8 protein-coding genes and 2 tRNA genes are annotated in these 18,590 nt (G+C 46.0%); 4 read left to right on the top strand and 6 right to left on the bottom strand.

The window, feature by feature from the left end; all coding sequences use genetic code 11:
- From FCL46_RS14240 to FCL46_RS14230, 3 genes are read left to right on the top strand one after another with little or no spacing between them, the layout of a single operon-like run.
- Nucleotides 1-6,222 carry a condensation domain-containing protein gene (locus tag FCL46_RS14240; RefSeq protein WP_136807591.1) on the top strand — a complete coding sequence of 2,074 codons (6,222 nt, stop codon included), beginning with the start codon at nucleotides 1-3 and terminating at the stop codon, nucleotides 6,220-6,222.
- Nucleotides 6,222-9,377: a non-ribosomal peptide synthetase gene (locus FCL46_RS14235; protein WP_136807593.1), complete on the top strand. Its 3,156-nt coding sequence runs from the start codon at nucleotides 6,222-6,224 to the stop codon at nucleotides 9,375-9,377. The genes FCL46_RS14240 and FCL46_RS14235 overlap by 1 nt, the downstream gene beginning before the upstream one ends.
- Nucleotides 9,378-9,413: 36 nt before the next feature.
- Complete coding sequence (locus FCL46_RS14230) at nucleotides 9,414-13,721, top strand: non-ribosomal peptide synthetase (RefSeq protein ID WP_136807595.1); 4,308 nt, start codon at nucleotides 9,414-9,416, stop codon at nucleotides 13,719-13,721.
- A gap of 153 nt (nucleotides 13,722-13,874) precedes the next feature.
- On the opposite strand, the gene FCL46_RS14225 is transcribed toward FCL46_RS14230, so the two are convergent.
- The 6 genes from FCL46_RS14225 to FCL46_RS14200 all read right to left on the bottom strand — a co-directional run bounded on the left by FCL46_RS14225 (nucleotide 13,875) and on the right by FCL46_RS14200 (nucleotide 17,997).
- A complete protein-coding gene (locus tag FCL46_RS14225) occupies nucleotides 13,875-14,063 on the bottom strand; it encodes a hypothetical protein (protein WP_136807597.1) in 189 nt (62 codons plus the stop codon).
- Nucleotides 14,064-14,555: 492 nt separating this feature from the next.
- A tRNA-Leu gene (locus FCL46_RS14220) sits at nucleotides 14,556-14,643 on the bottom strand.
- A 213-nt stretch (nucleotides 14,644-14,856) separates the two neighbouring features.
- A complete protein-coding gene (locus FCL46_RS14215; RefSeq protein WP_136807599.1) occupies nucleotides 14,857-16,053 on the bottom strand; it encodes a pyridoxine 5'-phosphate synthase in 1,197 nt (398 codons plus the stop codon).
- An 83-nt stretch (nucleotides 16,054-16,136) separates the two neighbouring features.
- Entirely contained in the window at nucleotides 16,137-17,111 is a 975-nt protein-coding gene (locus FCL46_RS14210; protein ID WP_136807601.1) for a PhoH family protein, read from the bottom strand.
- A gap of 7 nt (nucleotides 17,112-17,118) precedes the next feature.
- Entirely contained in the window at nucleotides 17,119-17,523 is a 405-nt protein-coding gene (locus tag FCL46_RS14205) for a DsbA family protein (RefSeq protein WP_167505881.1), read from the bottom strand.
- A gap of 36 nt (nucleotides 17,524-17,559) precedes the next feature.
- Nucleotides 17,560-17,997, bottom strand: a complete 438-nt coding sequence (locus tag FCL46_RS14200; RefSeq protein WP_136807604.1) for a YncE family protein — start codon at nucleotides 17,995-17,997, stop codon at nucleotides 17,560-17,562.
- A 364-nt stretch (nucleotides 17,998-18,361) separates the two neighbouring features.
- On the opposite strand from FCL46_RS14200, the gene FCL46_RS14195 reads away from it, so the two are divergent.
- Nucleotides 18,362-18,446: transfer RNA gene (locus tag FCL46_RS14195), tRNA-Leu, on the top strand.
- The last annotated feature ends 144 nt before the right edge of the window (nucleotides 18,447-18,590 follow it).

Here is an 18,590-nt window from a genome sequence, read left to right as displayed (position 1 = left end):
ATGCGAACGACTAAAGATAATATCAAAGGTGTCTACCCTCTCTCACCGATGCAGGAAGGTATGTTGCATCATGCACTGGCAGATACCGGGCATGTATCCTATATGCAGCAGGTCTGCTGGTCCATTCGTGGAGCGTTGGATATTAAATTACTTGAGAGAAGCTGGAATACACTGATAGCACGGCATGACAGCCTGCGGACAGTGTTTGCCCATGAAGGCACCGATCGTCCCCTTCAGGTGGTCGTTAAAGAAGCTTCATTGAAAGTCGATTTTCAGGATCTGCGTGCTATAGATGAGACGAGGCGTGATTCGGTTCGAAATGAAATATTGGTGTTCCAGCGAACGACCCCCTTTAATCTCAGTCGTGACCTGCTTATGCGGATGTTTGTCATTCAGCGGGGCGATGATCTCTATGATGTTGTCTGGACTCATCACCATCTCCTGCTGGATGGCTGGTCAGTGGGTATTCTGCTGAGTGAGTTTTTACAGATATATTCATCTTTAAAGGAAGATCGGCTAACAGTTCTTTCACCTTCGGTACCTGTTAACGGCTATATCAGTTGGCTTGAGCAACAGTCCCGTGAGGTGTCATACGCGTTCTGGGATGATTACCTGCAAGGTTACAGTCGAATTGCTGAGATTCCACAATCCAGCCTCGATCTGTCTGCAAATGCCGGAGAGCAGGAATCTGTCAGCACCTTACTTGAACCTGGTCTTTATGGTGAGCTGCAGACGCGGGCAGCTGAATGTGGAGTGACTGTAAGTGTTCTTCTTCAATGTATCTGGTCAGTGATTTTAAGCAGATATAACGATTGCTCTGATGTGGTGTTCGGCATGGTTGTATCCGGACGACCCGCTGAAGTTGAGGGTATTGAACACATGGTGGGCAACCTCATTAATACCGTACCTGTTCGGGTGTGTATTGAAAAGGATATGAGCTGGCGTTCACTGGCAATAAACGTTCAGGAGAAGTCGTTACGTTCTGCCTCTCATCACCATTCATCTCTTGCGGCAATTCAGCGTGCGAGTGCGTTGCCGGCAGGTCTGTTCAGTACGATCATGGTAGTTGAAAGTTATCCGGTCGATGTAGCTGTGGAGAGTGCTGCCCGCTCGGGTGATTCCGGGTTTGTTTTAGAAAGTACAACTATCCATGAGCGGACCAACTATGCGTTGGATATACAGTTTCTGCCAACCAATGACGGGTTGCGCTGCACATTTTTTTATGGTCGTGACCACTATGAGGATGAGCAGATTGAAGCTCTGATCCGACATTTTTCCAGGTGTGTTTCAGCGTGCGTTAATGAATTTACTTCACCAATTGATGCTGTTCAAATAATGAACAGAACAGAAATTGATCACCTCCTGTTTGATCTGAATTCGACAGTTCATCCGCAGCCTGATGGGACAGTGGTGGATTTATTTGAACAACAGGTAATAAAAACGCCGGAGGCAATTGCTCTGGTATCTGGAAATGATCACCTGAGCTACGCTGAGCTTAATCAACGTGCAAACCGTTTCGCGCATGCGCTGATTGATGGATATGATGTGCAGCATGGCGATGTCGTTGCCATCCTGCTATCAAGGTCAACTGAGTATATTGTTTCTATTTTGGGCATACTCAAGGCTGGTGCGGCCTATCTGCCACTAGATCAGGAGATGCCTGAAAAACGGCTGGCTCATATGGTCCATGAGTGCCATGCCAAATATGTTGTTCTCGAAACCGGGACCCTCATAAAGCTGCCATTCAAGCATAGGCTTGCAGAATCTTTCGAATCCGTAGATCCCTTTTATACTTCGCCCCGGACCCCGATTGCCAATCTCGATACTTTGCCGATTATTGATAGGTCCCTTATCGATTACGAAGCATATCACCAATTTCTTGGCCAGTCGACAGCCCGGTTTTCGGTGGCAATTCAGGCTACGAGAGGGTGTCCGTATCAATGCGCTTACTGTCATAAGATATGGCCGAAGAAGCATGTGCGGCGATCGCCGGAACATCTTTTTACAGAGATAGAACAACTCTACGAATGCGGGGTAAGACGTTTTGTATTCATAGACGATATCTTCAATCTTGATCGTGCTGCAAGTCGATCCTTCTTTGAAAAAGTGATCGCAAAGAATTTGCAGTGTCAGTTCTTTTTTTCAAATGGGTTGCGGGGTGACATTCTCAGTCATGACGACATTGATCTCATGATCTCTGCAGGTACCATTCAAATGGCTTTTGCCTTAGAAACAGCAAGTGCACGCCTGCAGAAACTTATTCAAAAACAGTTGAAAATAGATAGGCTTCACGACAACCTCAATTATATTGCCTCGAAATACCCTCAGGTTATTCTGGAACTGTTCACTATGCATGGCTTCCCTTCGGAAACTCCCGAAGAGGCAAAGATGACCCTGGAGTTTATGAAGGGCGTGAACTGGATTCATTTCCCCTATGTTTTTATTCTGCGGATCTTCCCCGATACAGAAATGGCTGGTATTGCACACAATCACGGCATCAGTGAACAGGCTATCATGGAATCGATGGAGTTGGGTTATCATGAGCTTCCAACAACACTGCCTTTCGCTAGAGAGGTTGCAACCCATTACCAGATGGCTTTTCTCAACGAATATTTCCTGAGTAAGGATAGGCTGAAACAGGTACTGCCATATCAGATGAAGGTGATGGATGAGAGATCCCTTGCTCTGAAATATGACAGTTATCTACCTGCGGATATACATACACTTGACGATCTATTAGCTGTTGCCGGCTTGAACCATGCAGATTTAGGCAATGTCTCCTGTATTAACGAATCGGAAATTCGACCACCTGACTTAAACAGACGAATTGCTAAGGTGTTTGCACCTCAAAAGCCTAGTCAAAAAAAAGAGGGTCTGCGAATTCTGCTGCTTGATCTAAGTCAGTATTTCGTTGAGGACAGGACCTTGCTTTACGATGTGGTTGAACCTCCCTTAGGTCTGGCATCGCTGCTTACCGTGCTGAATCAACGGTTTGGCGAAAAAATCACGGGAAAGATTGCTAAGGCGCGGATTGATTTTGAAGATTTTGATGGTCTGCGCAGGCTATTGGAAGAGTTTCAGCCGGATTTTATCGGGGTGAGAACCCTTACGTATTATAAGAATTTTTTCCATAAGAGTATTGAACTTATTCGCCAGTGGGGTTTCACCGTACCGATTATTGCAGGAGGCCCCTATGCAACCTCAAGCACAGACCTGTTGTTGCGGGATCTCAACGTTGATGCAGCAGTAATTGGCGAGGGAGAGGCGACTATTTGCGAAATAGTTGAGATAATGCTGAGCCGAAATGATGGTTTTGCAAAGAGTGATCTGCTTAAAAATGTTGCAGGGGTTGCCTATATCCCAGCAGAGCAGCGGCAAAGAATGTGCGAATCGTCATGCCAGTTTTTAAGCATGGAAAAGTTATCCGGCAGTATCGAAAATGGTTCTGTTGAAAATCCGCAACGTAACGTCATGCCAACGGATGTTGCGTACATCATTTACACCTCAGGTTCCACTGGTAACCCTAAAGGGGTAGTGATTGAGCACCATTCTATACAGAACCTTATCGGTTGGGTAAGGCGAACGATCTATGCCAGGTATCCCTCAACGATAAACGAAGCAACCGTGGCGCCGTTAATATTTGATGTTTCGGTCCAGCAGATTTTCGGTGCATTTCTATCAGGGTATACCCTGCATCTTGTAGCTGACGATACGGCTGCTGACCCCTTGTTATTGCTTGATTACCTGAAAGAACATCATATTCAGATGGTAAACGTTACCCCGAGCAGGTTGGCAATGATGCTCGACGCAATGGATCAGGGTGGCTCAGTTATGGTCCTTGATCAGTTACTTGTTGGTGCAGAGAAACTTTCACGCTCCATGATTGACAGGTTGTATGCCCATCCCGAACACCGGGGTATTGTCATTCGTAATATGTATGGTCCGACCGAGTGTTGTGTCGATGCGTCCTCCTTTCTCTTTAATCACGATTCCTACCGTACATGGGGGCAGCTCCCACTTGGTAGAGCCATTGATAACGGCTATTTTCGTATTCTTGACAGGTCAATGCGACTGGTGCCACGGGGCGTCTTTGGTGAACTCTATGTTGGTGGTGAGGGGGTTGCGCGGGAGTATGTGAACAGGCCGGATGAGAGTGCACGGAGTTTTGTGTCAGATCCTTACGCTGATGGTGGTCGACTATATCGTACTGGAGACAGGGCGCGCTGGACCAAAGAGGGGATGATTGAGTTCGGTGGCCGGATAGACAATCAGATCAAAGTGCGTGGCTATCGCATCGAACCCGAGGAGATTGAGAAATGTTTGTGCCGCCATCCTGCAGTTGCCAATTGCGCGGTCACTGCGATCGTGTCAGGTGATGGTCCGGGAACGCTGACAGCTTTTGTCGTTACCCTGGCAGAAATCACGGTTGAGGCCTTGCAGGAGTATCTGCGCAGTTATCTTCCTGCCTATATGATTCCTTCGATGTTCAGTAAAGTTGCTGAACTGCCCCTCAATTCATCAGGAAAACTTGACCGTCGGCAATTGAGAAGTATGGTGCCGACAAACTCTCTAACCCGTGGAGCTGAAATAGAAAAGGCTCGTTCCGAAGAAGAACAGGTGTTGGCTTTATGCTGGGCAACTGTGCTCGGCAAAGATGAATTAAGCATACATGATAATTATTTCGCCCTGGGCGGCGATTCGATCAAAGCTATTACTGTTGTTTCCCAGGTGGCACGAGCTGGTTGGGTGGTGACCATCCGTGACTTGTTCCGCTATCCGACAATTGCAGAACTTGCCGTACATATTACTCCTGTCAGAGAGAAAAAAAGTGGTGCTGAAGTACGTGCAGACCACGGGCCGTTGACGCCGATTCAAACGAATTTTTTTCAGAATCACACGGTGGAGCCCGAGCGATTTAATCATGCCATGGTGCTTTCAAGTACGAAGCATATTGACATAGAAGCGTTGCAGGCAGCCTGGGATTGTCTTCTTGCTACCCATGTGTCTCTTGGCAATACTTTTTATCAGGACCAGGGTATATGGCATCAGGAACTCAGCGAGTTCCAATCACGGCTCATCGAAGAGTATGATATCCGTAATACGGGTGAGAAACGTCTCAGTTACGAAGACATTGCTGAATTGCTCCATAGCTCTCTTGATATTGAATCCGGCAAGCTTGCGTTGGCAGCATGCATCCGAACCAATGACGGAGACCGCATACTTCTGGTGATTCATCACTTAGTGGTAGACGGGATTTCCTGGAGGATTCTTCTTAAAGAACTCGTTCAACTGTATACAGATGCCCGGGCAGGTTTAAACGTGACGTTGACGCCATCGCCGGTATCCCTCATACAGTGGGCTAACACGCTCACAATGCATATGAGTGATTCGCGGATAGTCACCCAGTTACCGTACTGGCAGGCTGTTGCGCAAAGTAATACGCATATCCCTGATATGTGGTCAGATGCTCGTGATAACACCTACCGCAATGTTTCAATGATTCAATTTAAACTGAGTAGAGAAGAAACTGAGAAGCTGTGTCTGTCAGTGCATCATGCCTATTCAACTACGGTTGAGGATCTTCTGCTGTGTGCACTCGGGCGTGCACTTTACGCCGGACACGGGCATAGCACTACTTTGATTACGCTCGAGAGTCATGGCAGAGAAGAGACATTCGGTTTGGATCTCAGCAGAACGTGCGGTTGGTTGACAGTAACGTACCCGTTTGCACTCTCTATTAACCCTGAGAGAGATGTGGCGTATCATATCAAATCGGTAAAAGAATCTCTGCGAGCGGTTCCTGAGAGTGGTATTGGCTATGGGATATTGAGGTTCCTGGCGCCGGACGACATAACTGGAACCTACGATATTTCCTGTTCTCCGGCAATCAGCTTCAATTATCTCGGTCGTCTTGAGGATCAAACGGACACTGAGTTTACTGTTGAACTCGATTCAGATCATGGTTCGGCGGTAAATCCGGATGCGAAGCGACAGCATATAGTTGATGTCAGCGGCATTGTTGTCGATGAAGTATTAAACATCTCCCTGTCATATTCGCGGCAAGCCTGCCCTGAGGATGCTGCACAATCGCTTGCAGACCTCTTCCATGCAGAAATACTACATCTCATCCAACATTGCTGCGATGGTAGAAAGACTGAAATGACGCCGGCAGATTTCACCTATTCAGACCTAAGCCTGGATGAGCTGGAGGGCATCATTTAATGTTCACGAAAAACGATATTGCTGATATTTACCCGCTTTCACCGATGCAGGAGAGCATGCTGCTTCATTTCCTCCTGCATCCAGAATCCAGATCAACATATTTTGAGCAACGATCGTATCGGATAACCGGCTCTCTAGATATCGGTATCCTGCAGGATGCGTTCAACTTCCTGGTCGAGCGCCATGCATCTTTGAGAACGATATTTGTGGCAAAGAAATCGAAACGTCCCTTGCAGATTGCGCTTAAACCCAGACCAGTCCCCTGGCAACAAAAGGACTTGAGTGGCATGAGCGCCAATGAGCAGGATCATGCGCTCAATATGGTTCGATCTCTTGATATCGAGAAAGGCTTGGATTGTACAAGCGAATTGCCCATTCGCATTACTCTGGTCACTTTAGGTGAGTCGTGCTTTGAACTCATATGGAGTATGCACCATATTGTTGTTGATGGCTGGAGCACCGGGATTTTGTATTCAGAGTTGATGGAATTTTATCGCTCAGCCGTCAGTGGGGTGCGTATACAGCCGCCTGAGGTAGTTCCTTTCAGCCGGTATGTAACCTGGTTGGAGAAGAGGGATAATAACGAATCTCTTGTCTACTGGCAGAAGGAATTAGAGGGATATCAGGCTAAAACAGTAGTGCCCGGAGAACTGAAACATCGGAATAAAAACCCTTACCTGGCAGAATCAGTCCATCTAATCTGTGATCCGGGATTAGGGGCAGATCTTCAGGAAATTGCGACACGCTGGCAGGTCACTTTAAGTACTATCATTCACACGTTATGGGCGGTGTTACTTGGCTGGTACAATGACAGCGATGATGTGGTGTTCGGTACTGTTGTTTCTGGTCGTCCTGAGTCCTTGTACGGTTCTGACCGTATTGTCGGGCTGTGTATAAATACCATCCCGGTTCGGATGCAGTTTCGGAAGGGCATGAGTATTCGCCAGATTGCTGTTGATGCGCAGAGGCGATCACTTGAAGCTTCTGATCACCATTTTTCCGACCTGGCTGAGATCCAGAATTCGACATCTGCCAAGCGTAGCCTGATTAACCATATTGTCGCCGTCGAGAATTTTCCGAAAACGTTTTCGGAAAATCTCGATGCACTGACTATTCAACCAACCCGTTCCCATGAGCAGATAAATTATGATCTGGCTCTGATTGTCGTACCTCAGGAAACGTTTGAGATTGAACTGCAGTATAATCGCTCGGCGTATGATGATGCTACGGCGAATAACGTTGCCCGACATGTGCAAACCTTGCTTGAAGATCTCGTTAGAAACCCTGAAATGCTCATTGAAGAATGTGAGCCGCTTTCAACTGAGGAATATTCGCTGCTTGATTCCCTCAATTCTACGATCCGTCCTTTTGAAACTGACACAACGTTGAGCAGGCTGTTTGAGCGACAGGTGAGCGCATTTCCTTCTGGCAGGGCTATAACCGACGATAAAGGTTCTTTGACGTACTTAGAACTTGCTGCTTTATCCGGTCGGGTTGCAGGTTTTCTTCGCCAGCAGTCCAACTTTAGTCCGGGATCATGTGTTGCGGTAATGATTGATCGCAGTCGGTGGCTTCCTGCGGCGCTGTTTGGAATATTGCAGGCGGGGGCAACGTATGTGCCTCTTGATCCCCTGTGCCCGGAGCAACGTGCCGCGGCAATCCTCAAAAATTGTGGATGTACAATTGTTTTGAGCTTGCCGGACCTTTATGAATCTCTGGACTGGCCCTCCGATATCCTCATTACAGATGTTACAGCTATAGAAGAAAAGTATTTTTTGGCTGAGTCGATCCCTGCTCCACAGGGCAGCCCTGCCTATATCTTCTATACCTCCGGTTCGACAGGTACTCCGAAAGGGGTTGCGATATCTTCAGCGTCAGTGATTAATTTCGCCTCCTGGATTGGCCATTATTATGAATTCGATAATAGTACGCGTAGCACAATGATCGCATCACCGGCGTTTGATGCCTCAATTCTAGAGCTGATTCCTGTGCTGTTGAGTGGTGGTTCTATTTATTGTTTAAAAGATACCTTTATCGATGGGGAGCAACTGATTGTTTTCTACCAAAAACATGATATCAACATGGTCTATCTGCCACCGGTACTTTGCGAGGAAATCTGCAAGATTCATGGGGGAAGATTACATCCTGATTTCAAAATACTGACCGGTGCTGATGTCGTGCGATATGTTGGCGATGGCAGTCTCAGGGTGTTCAACAACTACGGACCGACAGAAGGTACGGTCATTGCGACGGCTGTCGAAGTTACTGGATTTGACAACGAACAGCCCATTCCCATTGGTTACCCTATCGACAATACCGAGATTTTTATACGTGATCACCATGGTCGGAAAACGGCTCCCGGTGCAATAGGTGAACTTTTTATTGGTGGTGCTGGGGTCGCGCAGGGGTATGTAGGACGTGAGGACCTTACTGAAGAGCGATTTATCCCTCATCCTTTGAAAGAAGGGGACCGTGTTTACAGAACGGGTGACAGGGTTCGTCTTGCAAAGAAGGGTGGGCTTGATTTTCTTGGGCGAATCGATACGCAGATACAGATCAGGGGATTTCGTATTGAACCGATGGAAGTCGAAAAATCCCTTTGTGAACATCCCATGGTGCGGGGGGCCGCAGTCATATCCAGAGATGAACATGGTGGAGAAATACTGGTCGCATTCCTCATACCTGAATCAAGTCAGTATGAGCAAAGACCACCATCAAAAGAGTTACGGGCTTTTTTACGCAAGGTAATACCTGAATATATGATCCCGACACGTTTTGTCTGGGTCGAGGAGTTCCCACTCACTGTGAGTAGCAAGATTGACCGTAAGAAACTTCGGGAGACAGTGCTGCTTGAAAGCGTCGAAGATGATCACGTGCACGAAAGGCAACCTGTAACTCCGACTGAAGAGCAACTCTGCACTATCTGGCGTGAGGTGATTGGTGTCGAGAGTATCAGCCGCGATGATAATTTTTTCTCTCTAGGTGGCCATTCATTGTCGGCTACGAGGATGGCCTCCAGGGTGAGGCAGGACTTGTCAATAGAGCTTTCTCTTCGAGTCATCTTCGATAATCCTGTTTTGTCCGATCTGGCGCTACACATAGAAGAACTATCGAATGACAGTAATGATACGGTGATTGAAAAGACAGTAGCTTGATGTAAGTCACAACCTTCAGTACAAGGAGCAGAATGTATGGATCACTTGCCTGCAAAGGACTGTAGCGATATGAGTAGCGACGATGCTGCATCGACAATACAACTGATCGCGCCTCTGTCGTTTGCGCAGGAGCGCCTGTGGTTTCTCGAACAATTCGATCCGGACGAAATTCTTTATAACATTCCGGCAGGGCTCCGACTCAAGGGAAACCTGAATAGAGCGATTTTTGAAAAAAGCATTCAGGAAGTGGTGAAACGACATGATGTTCTACGTACTATTTTCAGGTATGGGGAAGATGGTGTGGAGCAGGTGGTTTATACCAGGATGGAAATTCCCATCAGATATGTAGATCTCAGAACCGTTGCCGAAGAGGATCGTGAATTACAGGCCTCAATCATGGTCGAACAGCAAGCTGTTACACGGTTTGAGCTTACCAGGGGACCATTGGCACGTATCCTTCTCATACAGATTGAAGATACTGAATATATTTGTTTATTGACTATGCACCATATTGTTTCGGATGGCTGGTCGATGGGGGTACTGGTCAATGAGATTGCCTCGCTCTATGGTGCATTTATAGAAGGGCATGGTTCACCGCTACATCCTCTCCCTATTCAATACACTGCTTTTGCCAGAAGGCAACAGGAGGAAATGGCGAGTGGTCAGCGGGATACATCTGTATACTATTGGAAGCAAAAACTCGAAAAGAGCTCGATTGTACCTCTGTTACCAACAAGGACGCCTGCGAGCACTGAGCCTTCTCATGAAGCGGATGTATTTCATTCTGAGCTTTCTCCACATCTTTCACAATCGATTATCACTGTGAGCAGTCAGTTGCAGGCCAGCCCCTACATGATACTATTGACCGCTTTTTCGATTGTCTTCGGCAGGTATGCCAATAGTGATGATATCATTTTGGGCTCTCTAATCGCCAATCGGCAGCGAGCAGAACTTGAACCTCTCATCGGTTTCTTTGTCAATACTTTACCGCTTCGTCTGGATCTGTCAGGATCTCCTACTGTTCGTGAGCTGATAACCAGGGTTCGGGATGTTACTCTGGATGCCTATGGTCATCAGGAGATTCCTTACGATAAAATAGTAGAGATCAGTCGGCCTGAGCGGAGCAATGAGGCGATGCCGCTGGTCCAGATAATGGTTATCATGCAGAACGCCCCCATTGCAGAACTTTCCCTGGAGGGACTTACTGTCACGAGTTATCCGATAGGCACACGCACAGTACGTTTTGATGTTGAAGTGTATCTCTGGGAGGTTGATGACTCAATTCAATGTGATGTTGTTTATAAGAAGGCACTCTTTGAGCGTACAACTATTGAAAGACTTTGGCGTCATTTTCAGGTCGTTCTTACGGAGGTGGTTAACGATGTAGATGTGCAGGCAGATGGTTTGTCACTTTTACCTGTCGGAGAACACGACCATCTCACCCGTATAGGCAAGGGGTGTGTATTTCCTGTTCCGCAACAGTGTATTCATGAGCTGTTTTCAGCGCAGGTCATTGCACATCCGGATGCTCCGGCGGCAATTGAAGTTGATGGAATATCCAAAACCTATAAGGAGCTTGAGGCGGATGCAAACCGGATCGCCCGGTATTTGCTCGATAACGGAATTACGCAAGAGGATCGCATTGGGGTCTGTATGGGGCGATCAGCAGAGATGCTTGCCATATTGCTTGGGATTCTAAAGGCTGGCGGGGTCTATGTGCCAATGGATCCTGTATGGCCATCCAAACGAACTGCCTTTGTAGCTAAAGACTGTCGAATGCGTTCTGTCATTGTTGATCAAAAGAGAGAAGGGAAAGTCCGTGAATCCTTAGCCGAGTTGGTTGAAGGGCAGGATTCGCCAGTCATTCTTCGTTCTGATATACTGAAGCGCCATCACACCACAGTTGATGATACATTATTCGTCAGTAATATCACCCCATCAAACGGAGCCTATATTATATACACCTCTGGCTCCACCGGTGAACCCAAAGGGGTTATGGTAGAGCATCAGAGTGTGGTGAACTACATAACCTGGGCACTTCGGCAGTACGGTAATGGCAATGCTGTAGATTTTCCTCTTTTTTCCTCTCTGGCATTTGACCTGACGGTTACTTCGTTATTTGTACCGCTGATTAGCGGCGGTGTGGTGCGGATTTATGATGATGTCGATTCTGCGCCAGTGATTCTTCGGGTAATAGCTGATGATCTGGTCGATGTAGTTAAGCTGACTCCTGCCCATCTTGCACTGGTGTTGGCAGAAGGATTTTCTCCAAAACGAATTCATAGTCTGATTCTGGGAGGTGAAGACCTGAAAGTAGAGTTGACCAGTGCAGCACATAAAATGGCACAAGGCAGGGTGGCAATCTATAATGAATATGGGCCTACCGAAGCAACGGTTGGCTGTATGATACATGAATATGATCCTGAAGTAGAAAAAACAGGCTCTGTCTCTATAGGTGGTCCCATTGACAACAGTGTCATCTATATTCTTGATCGAAATCTGAATTTTGCTCCAATAGGTGTTTCCGGTGAACTTTGTATCGGTGGAATAGGAGTCGCCAGAGAATACTTCGGCAGAGAGGCACTGACTGCAGAGAGGTTTATTGAAAGTCCAACCCATCCCGGAATCCGATTGTATCGCACTGGTGATCGGGCGAGATGGGAAGAAGACGGGAAAATCACCTATCTTGGTAGAGTTGACAGGCAGGTAAAGATCCGTGGGTACAGGGTTGAACCGGGAGAGATTGAATCAGGACTCCTTGAGCATCCTGCTATACAGAATGCAGCTGTTGTTTGTCGGGAGATTGACGAAATACCCATCGATCAGAAAGAATTACATCACTGCAGCAGCTGCGGGATGCCTTCCAACTACCCGGGAATCAGTTTCGACACAATGGGAGCATGCAGTATATGTAATGACTTTAAGGCATATAAGGATCGTGCAATGGGCTACTTCTGTACACTCGACGATCTTAAAACCGTCATGAGAAAAGGTAGCGGCCCATACGATATTCTGGTGCTATATAGTGGGGGAAAAGACAGCACATACATGCTCTGCAGGCTGGTTGAGATGGGGTACAAAATACTGATTTTCACACTCGACAATGGCTACCTGTATGAAAGTGCCATTCAGAACATTAAAGCAGCAGTGGCGCATCTCGGAGTTGATTACCTGATTCATACCCCGCCTTCTATGAGCAGTATTCTTTCCGAAAGCCTCGAAATATACAGCAATGTGTGTAACGGGTGTTTCAAAAGCATCTATACTGCAGCGATACAAACCGCACAGGATAAAAACATTCCATATATCGTTACCGGCCTTTCCCGGGGACAACTATTTGAAACCCGGCTGGGCGAACTCTTTTCTGGCGGAATATTTGATAATGTCGGGATTGATGCCGCGGTGCTTGAAGCTCGTAAGGCGTATCATCGCATGGATGATTCTGTGCGGAGAACCATGGCGGGTGATTTGTTTGCGACGGATAATGTTTTCGAACAAATAGAATTTATCGATTTTTATCGTTACTGTGATGTTACCCGGGCCGATATTTTTTCGTATTTGAAGAAACACATGATTTGGATCAGTCCTAAAGAAATCGGATGTTCGACGAACTGTGCAATTAACGATGCAGGAATCTATGTGCATCAACGCGAACGGGGATTTCACAATTATGCACTTCCGGGCAGTTGGGAAGTTCGCATTGGTCACCGGACCAGGGAGGATTTCCTTGCCGAACTTGATGTTTCTCCTGATATGACAAACACATACTCCATTTTAAATACACTGGGATATTCCAATCCTCCTGAAGGAACAGGCGAAAGTTTCCTGGCCGCCTTTTATACCGCAGAGAGTGTCATCGAGGAGAATGAGTTGCGTGAACATCTGGGCAGATATTTACCACCGTATATGCAGCCGGGAGGTATCATGAAAATTGATGCTATTCCGCTGACGATCAATGGTAAGGTCGACTATACAAAACTGAGTAAGATGCCTATAAATCGAGTAAAAAGCTGTTCACTTCCGGTTGCCCCCCGGACTTCAACCGAGAAAGCAATTGCCTCAATCTGGTGCGATGTTCTTCATATGGAATGCCCTGATGTCAATGCCGATTTTTTTGAGATTGGAGGACATTCTCTTGCTGCCACACGAGTTGCTGTTCGTATAAAAAATTACTTCGGAGTTGAAATTGCACTTCGGACGCTCTTTGATAAACGAACCATCAACGGTTTGTCGTCAGCAGTAGTGGCTGCTGTAGCGCAATCATGCGAAAAGGGGGACCTGGAAGAAATGCTGGATGAAATTGTCGGATTGTCTGAGAGTGAAATTGCAAAATATCTCAGCTGATTTTTGAGAATCAACGAATGTGACTGTCAGCTCTGAAATCGACTGATTCTGATGAATTGGTCGTAATTATGCAGTAATCAAAACAAAAAAATCCCGGTTTCATGCTAGAACCGGGATTTTGGTTTTTTAGGCGACCTGTGAATTGCCAGACAATTAATTGAAGACTGGTAAGTCTGCGCTGTTTGGAGGAGTGTCATACATATCATCCTGCCAGATGTTTCGTTTATTTCGTGTTACGATAAAGTGCATTTCTGAAGTAAATGTATCAGTCTTGCGTTTACTCTTTTCCGATTTTCTTTTAGGCGGAAATTTTGATCCGTCGTCTTCTCCGGTGCGATCCATTTTATTCCTCATTAAAAGTTGCATTGACAATGGATTACCCTAACTGCTTATCTCCACTGACTATGCTATATTTTTAGAACTGTTCTGTAAATGGGTAAATATACGTAATTTCAAGAGCAATAATTTGTTGAAAAAGTGAATTGTAGTTGTAAATCAAGGCGCTAGGTCTGTTTTTGAGCTAAGCGAATAATTTGATAAAAATGCTATTTAATGAAAATATATCGAGCGCAGAGTATGTTAGGCAGAAGGGTGATAATACTGAAGTATTATCGATATATCATCAGGAAAGATAAATTTTTCGAGGTACCCAAGGAAATTTTATAGTTAGCGATGCTTTCAAATACGCTGTGCGGTACAGGCCTGGGAACGTGGTAAAATGACTGCCGGGGAGTGATATGTCTGTATGTGATATGTGCAGGTGTAGAATGTATGTGTTACTAAAAAAGAAAAGGGCTTTCTGATTAACTACAAATCAGAAAGCCCTCTGTCTTTTGGTGCCTAGGGCGAGAATCGAACTCGCACGGGCGCAAGGCCCACGAGATTTTAAGTCTCGGGTGTCTACCAGTTCCACCACCCAGGCGCGACGTTGTATTTACCACATCAGTTTAAAGATTGTCAATTGTCAATCATGTCTTTCTGCATAGTTTTTTCACAAACAATGTTATTTTATTTCTAACGTATTAATTCTCTGTTGATTCCAGGTGCATTTATGAAGAGCATTGCAAGGCTGTATATTTTATCTGTTTGTGTGCAGACTAATATGAATCAGGTGAACGTAGTAAAGCTGATTGAGTTAGAATGACATTTTAGCCTGCTGAACAATCGCAAGCATTTCACGAACAGCCTGATCAAGGCCGACAAATACTGCACGGCTGATAACCGCGTGACCAATAGAAAGCTCTTCTATGGTATCCAGGGCCGCAACCCGTGCGGTATTAATGTAATCCAGACCGTGGCCTGCATTAACGCGCAACCCCATTTGAAACGCTTCCTGGGCCGCTTCTTCAATCAAGGTGAATTCTAGATCTCGCTCTTCATCTGAAAGAGCGTCACTATAACGACCCGTATGTATTTCAACAAAGGTTGCGCCAGCTTGACGACTAGCCGCTATCTGCTCGATATCCGGATCTACAAAGAGTGAAACGGGGATATTTTTCTGACTAAGCTTTTCAATAGCTTTGGTAATTTTTTTCTGCTGGCCTACAACATCAAGACCACCTTCAGTTGTGAGTTCCTGTCGTTTTTCAGGGACAAGGGTCACCATATCGGGAACAAGATTCTGGGCAATACCGATCATCTCTTTGGTAGCACCCATTTCAAGGTTCATTCTGGTTTTTATAGTTTGCCTGAGCAGTTGTACATCGCGGTCCTGTATATGTCTGCGGTCTTCACGCAGATGAACCACGATGCCGGATGCTCCAGCAAGTTCGCAGATACCTGCGGCAGTAACCGGATCAGGCTCAGTAGTTCCGCGGGCCTGCCGGACTGTAGCAACATGATCAACATTAATAGCAAGTTGCGGCATTATATGTCTCCTGTAATGTTCTAATCGTTTTAAGAGCTCCTGCTCTTTTGCATACATATCTTCGGCTTCCTGTTCAGAGCGTTCATGGTCGTGGCCTAAGAGATGCAGCAGTCCGTGTAATATGAGCCAACTCATCCTGTATTGAAGAGACTGGCCGAATTCGATGGATTCCCGCAACGCGGTATCAAGAGATATAATTATATCTCCAAGTTCGTTGATTGGCAGAAAGTCGAGGGTATCAGCTTCGCCTTCAGTCAGTGCGAAAGAAAGGACGTTTGTCGCTGTGTCTTTATTTCTATACTGACTGTTTAACCAACGGATTTCCTCGTCGTCGACGAGCAGAAGAGAGACGGTGTGATTCGTCACTTCAAGTTGTTTCATAAACCACCGGGTCAGCAACTCAAGTTTTTTGTGACTGATCGGGTGGCTATCCAGAGTGTAGTGGGCGGATATGTCTACTGGCATGGCAGTTTGGAGTTGCAGATATATTGTTATGAATGAGTTACGTTGAATACATTGCTGTAATTTTTTGGAATTACCGTTTTTACTTAGTCGGTGTTGCTATCCTGTTTTGTTTCGTAGGCGTGGATAATTTTTTGCACAAGAGGATGCCGTACAACATCATCTTTGGAGAAGCTGCAAAAAGAAATGCCCTCTATCGATTTTAGCAGTTTTTGCGCTTCCAGAAGACCTGAGTGATGTTTGTTGGGCAAATCAACCTGGGTAATATCGCCGGTTATTACAGCCATCGAATCAAAACCGACCCGTGTGAGAAACATTTTCATCTGTTCTCTGGTTGTGTTCTGAGCTTCGTCAAGAATTATAAACGCGTTGCTCAGTGTTCTGCCGCGCATGAAAGCTAAGGGTGCTATTTCAATAACACCCCTCTCAATGAGATCCTGGCATTTTTCAGCGCCAACCATATCGTTGAGCGCATCGTGCAAAGGCCTGAGATAAGGATTTACTTTCTGGGCGAGATCGCCGGGAAGAAATCCAAGTTTTTCTCCGGCTTCTACGGCTGGACGGGTCAGTATTATTGAGCGAACCTGACCTGTAACCAGGGCAGATGCAGCCATGGCAACGGCAAGGTAGGTCTTGCCGGTGCCAGCTGGTCCTATACCAAAGACGACATCATTGGTGCGAATAGAATCAATGTAAATTTTCTGGTTCCGGGTTTTCGGTGATATGACACGGTTTTGTGTAGTGACATATACTTTATCCAGAAAAATCTTGGCCAGGCTGGCATTGGGGGTTGATTCGAGTATGCGAATGCCAAAAGCGAAATCTGAGCTGTATACAGGATAGCCCTTTCCAATGAGGTCATAGAGCTGCGAAAGTAATTCGCATGCAATATCAACATCGTGCTGATTGCCGGAAACAGACAGGTTGTTTCCGCGAGCACTGATTTTTACTCCTGAGCTTTTCTCGATAAGCTGTAGATTTCTGTTGAGATCTCCATACAAGCTGATGACTGCCTGGTTGTCATCAAATGCCAGTTCCTGGCTTACACACTGATTATTCATTAATATACTATTTACCTTCTTTGGATTGTGCCAGTTCTTCATCAATCAGACTCTGAAATCCCTGCACAGATCTTTGAGTGAGAGCTCTTCCATTAATAAATACAGATGGCGTTCCGGTGACACCGGCTTTCTGGGCATCTGTAAGGTCTTTACGAATTAGCTGTCGGACGGTGTTAGAATTCATGTCCTTTTTGAACTTGTCCAGATCGAGGCCCAGCTCTTTAGCTGTAGAGTCGAGAAGATCATTACTGAGTTTTTTAGCAGCAAAAAGCTTGTCATGATATTCCCAGAATTTTCCTTGCATCCCTGCTGCCATTGCAGCTCTGTGAGAGGCATCTGCCATTTTGTGAATTTTGTAAAGTGGCATGTTTTTGAATACCAGCTTGACGTTTTCTTTGTTGTTCTCGAACACCTGCTCGAGTAGTGGCTCAATTTTGCCACAGTAAGGTCATTCGAAATCCGTAAACACGGCAATCGTTACCGGAGCATCCGCCTTTCCTTTGAAAGGGGAGCCTGTAACATCTATATCATGGACAAAGCTGAGTTGAAGACTGGTGAAGCTGTTGGCCTTTTCGTCGATGAGATAAAGCGCTTCTCCTTGTGGAGCGATATCAATAGCTGTTACACCTTCACCTACGGGCATTCTTCCCTGTAATTCGCCTTTGTTATCATAGATGAGGACTCGTTGCTGAGCGTCAAGTATAAAAACACGGTTGCCGTCGAGAGAATGAACAATATCGATAGGTTTACTGTCAAGTTGCCAGCTGGACCGTACCTGCCATTCAACGTTTTGGTCACGACCTGCTTGAGCCACAGTCTCGGATAGAGCCGGGGAGGCTCCCAGAAACAGAGCCATGCAGGCGACTAGGGTTGGTGTTAATCTCATATGTACCTCAAAAAAATGAGTTATTATTTTATGTTGATTACTTAGGCCTTAATAGAACCTTAGCTAATGTTATTCTTTTTCGCAAGAAAGCAAATAATTATTGGATTCTGCCCCCTAAAGACATCTTTTGAAGGGGAATGTTCAAATAATTGTGGAAAGTGTAGCGCCGAAATGGTATTTATAGCAACTTTTTTGCGCCACTTTGCAGAATGATTAAAGTCCGGCCTTGACTGGGCGGTGGATGTGAATTACAAAGTCTCAGATTAAATACTTATGTATTCTTCTTGCTTGTAATGAGCTTTAGAGGGAAACTGGCTTGAATACATTTTCGTACTGTTGGCATGTCCAGGTACGATCAGGAGCTGCGAGGGTGGCGGAATTGGTAGACGCACCAGACTTAGGATCTGGCGCCTTACGGTGTGGGGGTTCGACTCCCCCCTCTCGCACCATCTCCTGATCAAGCAGATTTGCAAGACTTCTTCCCGGTACGAACAATAATCCATGCAGTCAGATAGCCGATGACGTTTATGGCAGGTGCCTGATGACAATCAGGGCATATGTATGCTCGGCTCGTATATATAGACTTCAGGGAA

Source organism: Desulfosediminicola flagellatus (assembly GCF_005116655.2).
GTDB lineage: Bacteria > Desulfobacterota > Desulfobulbia > Desulfobulbales > Desulfocapsaceae > Desulfopila > Desulfopila flagellata.
The sequence above is the reverse complement of the archived record's forward strand: the minus strand, read 5'-3'. Positions and strand labels throughout refer to the sequence as shown.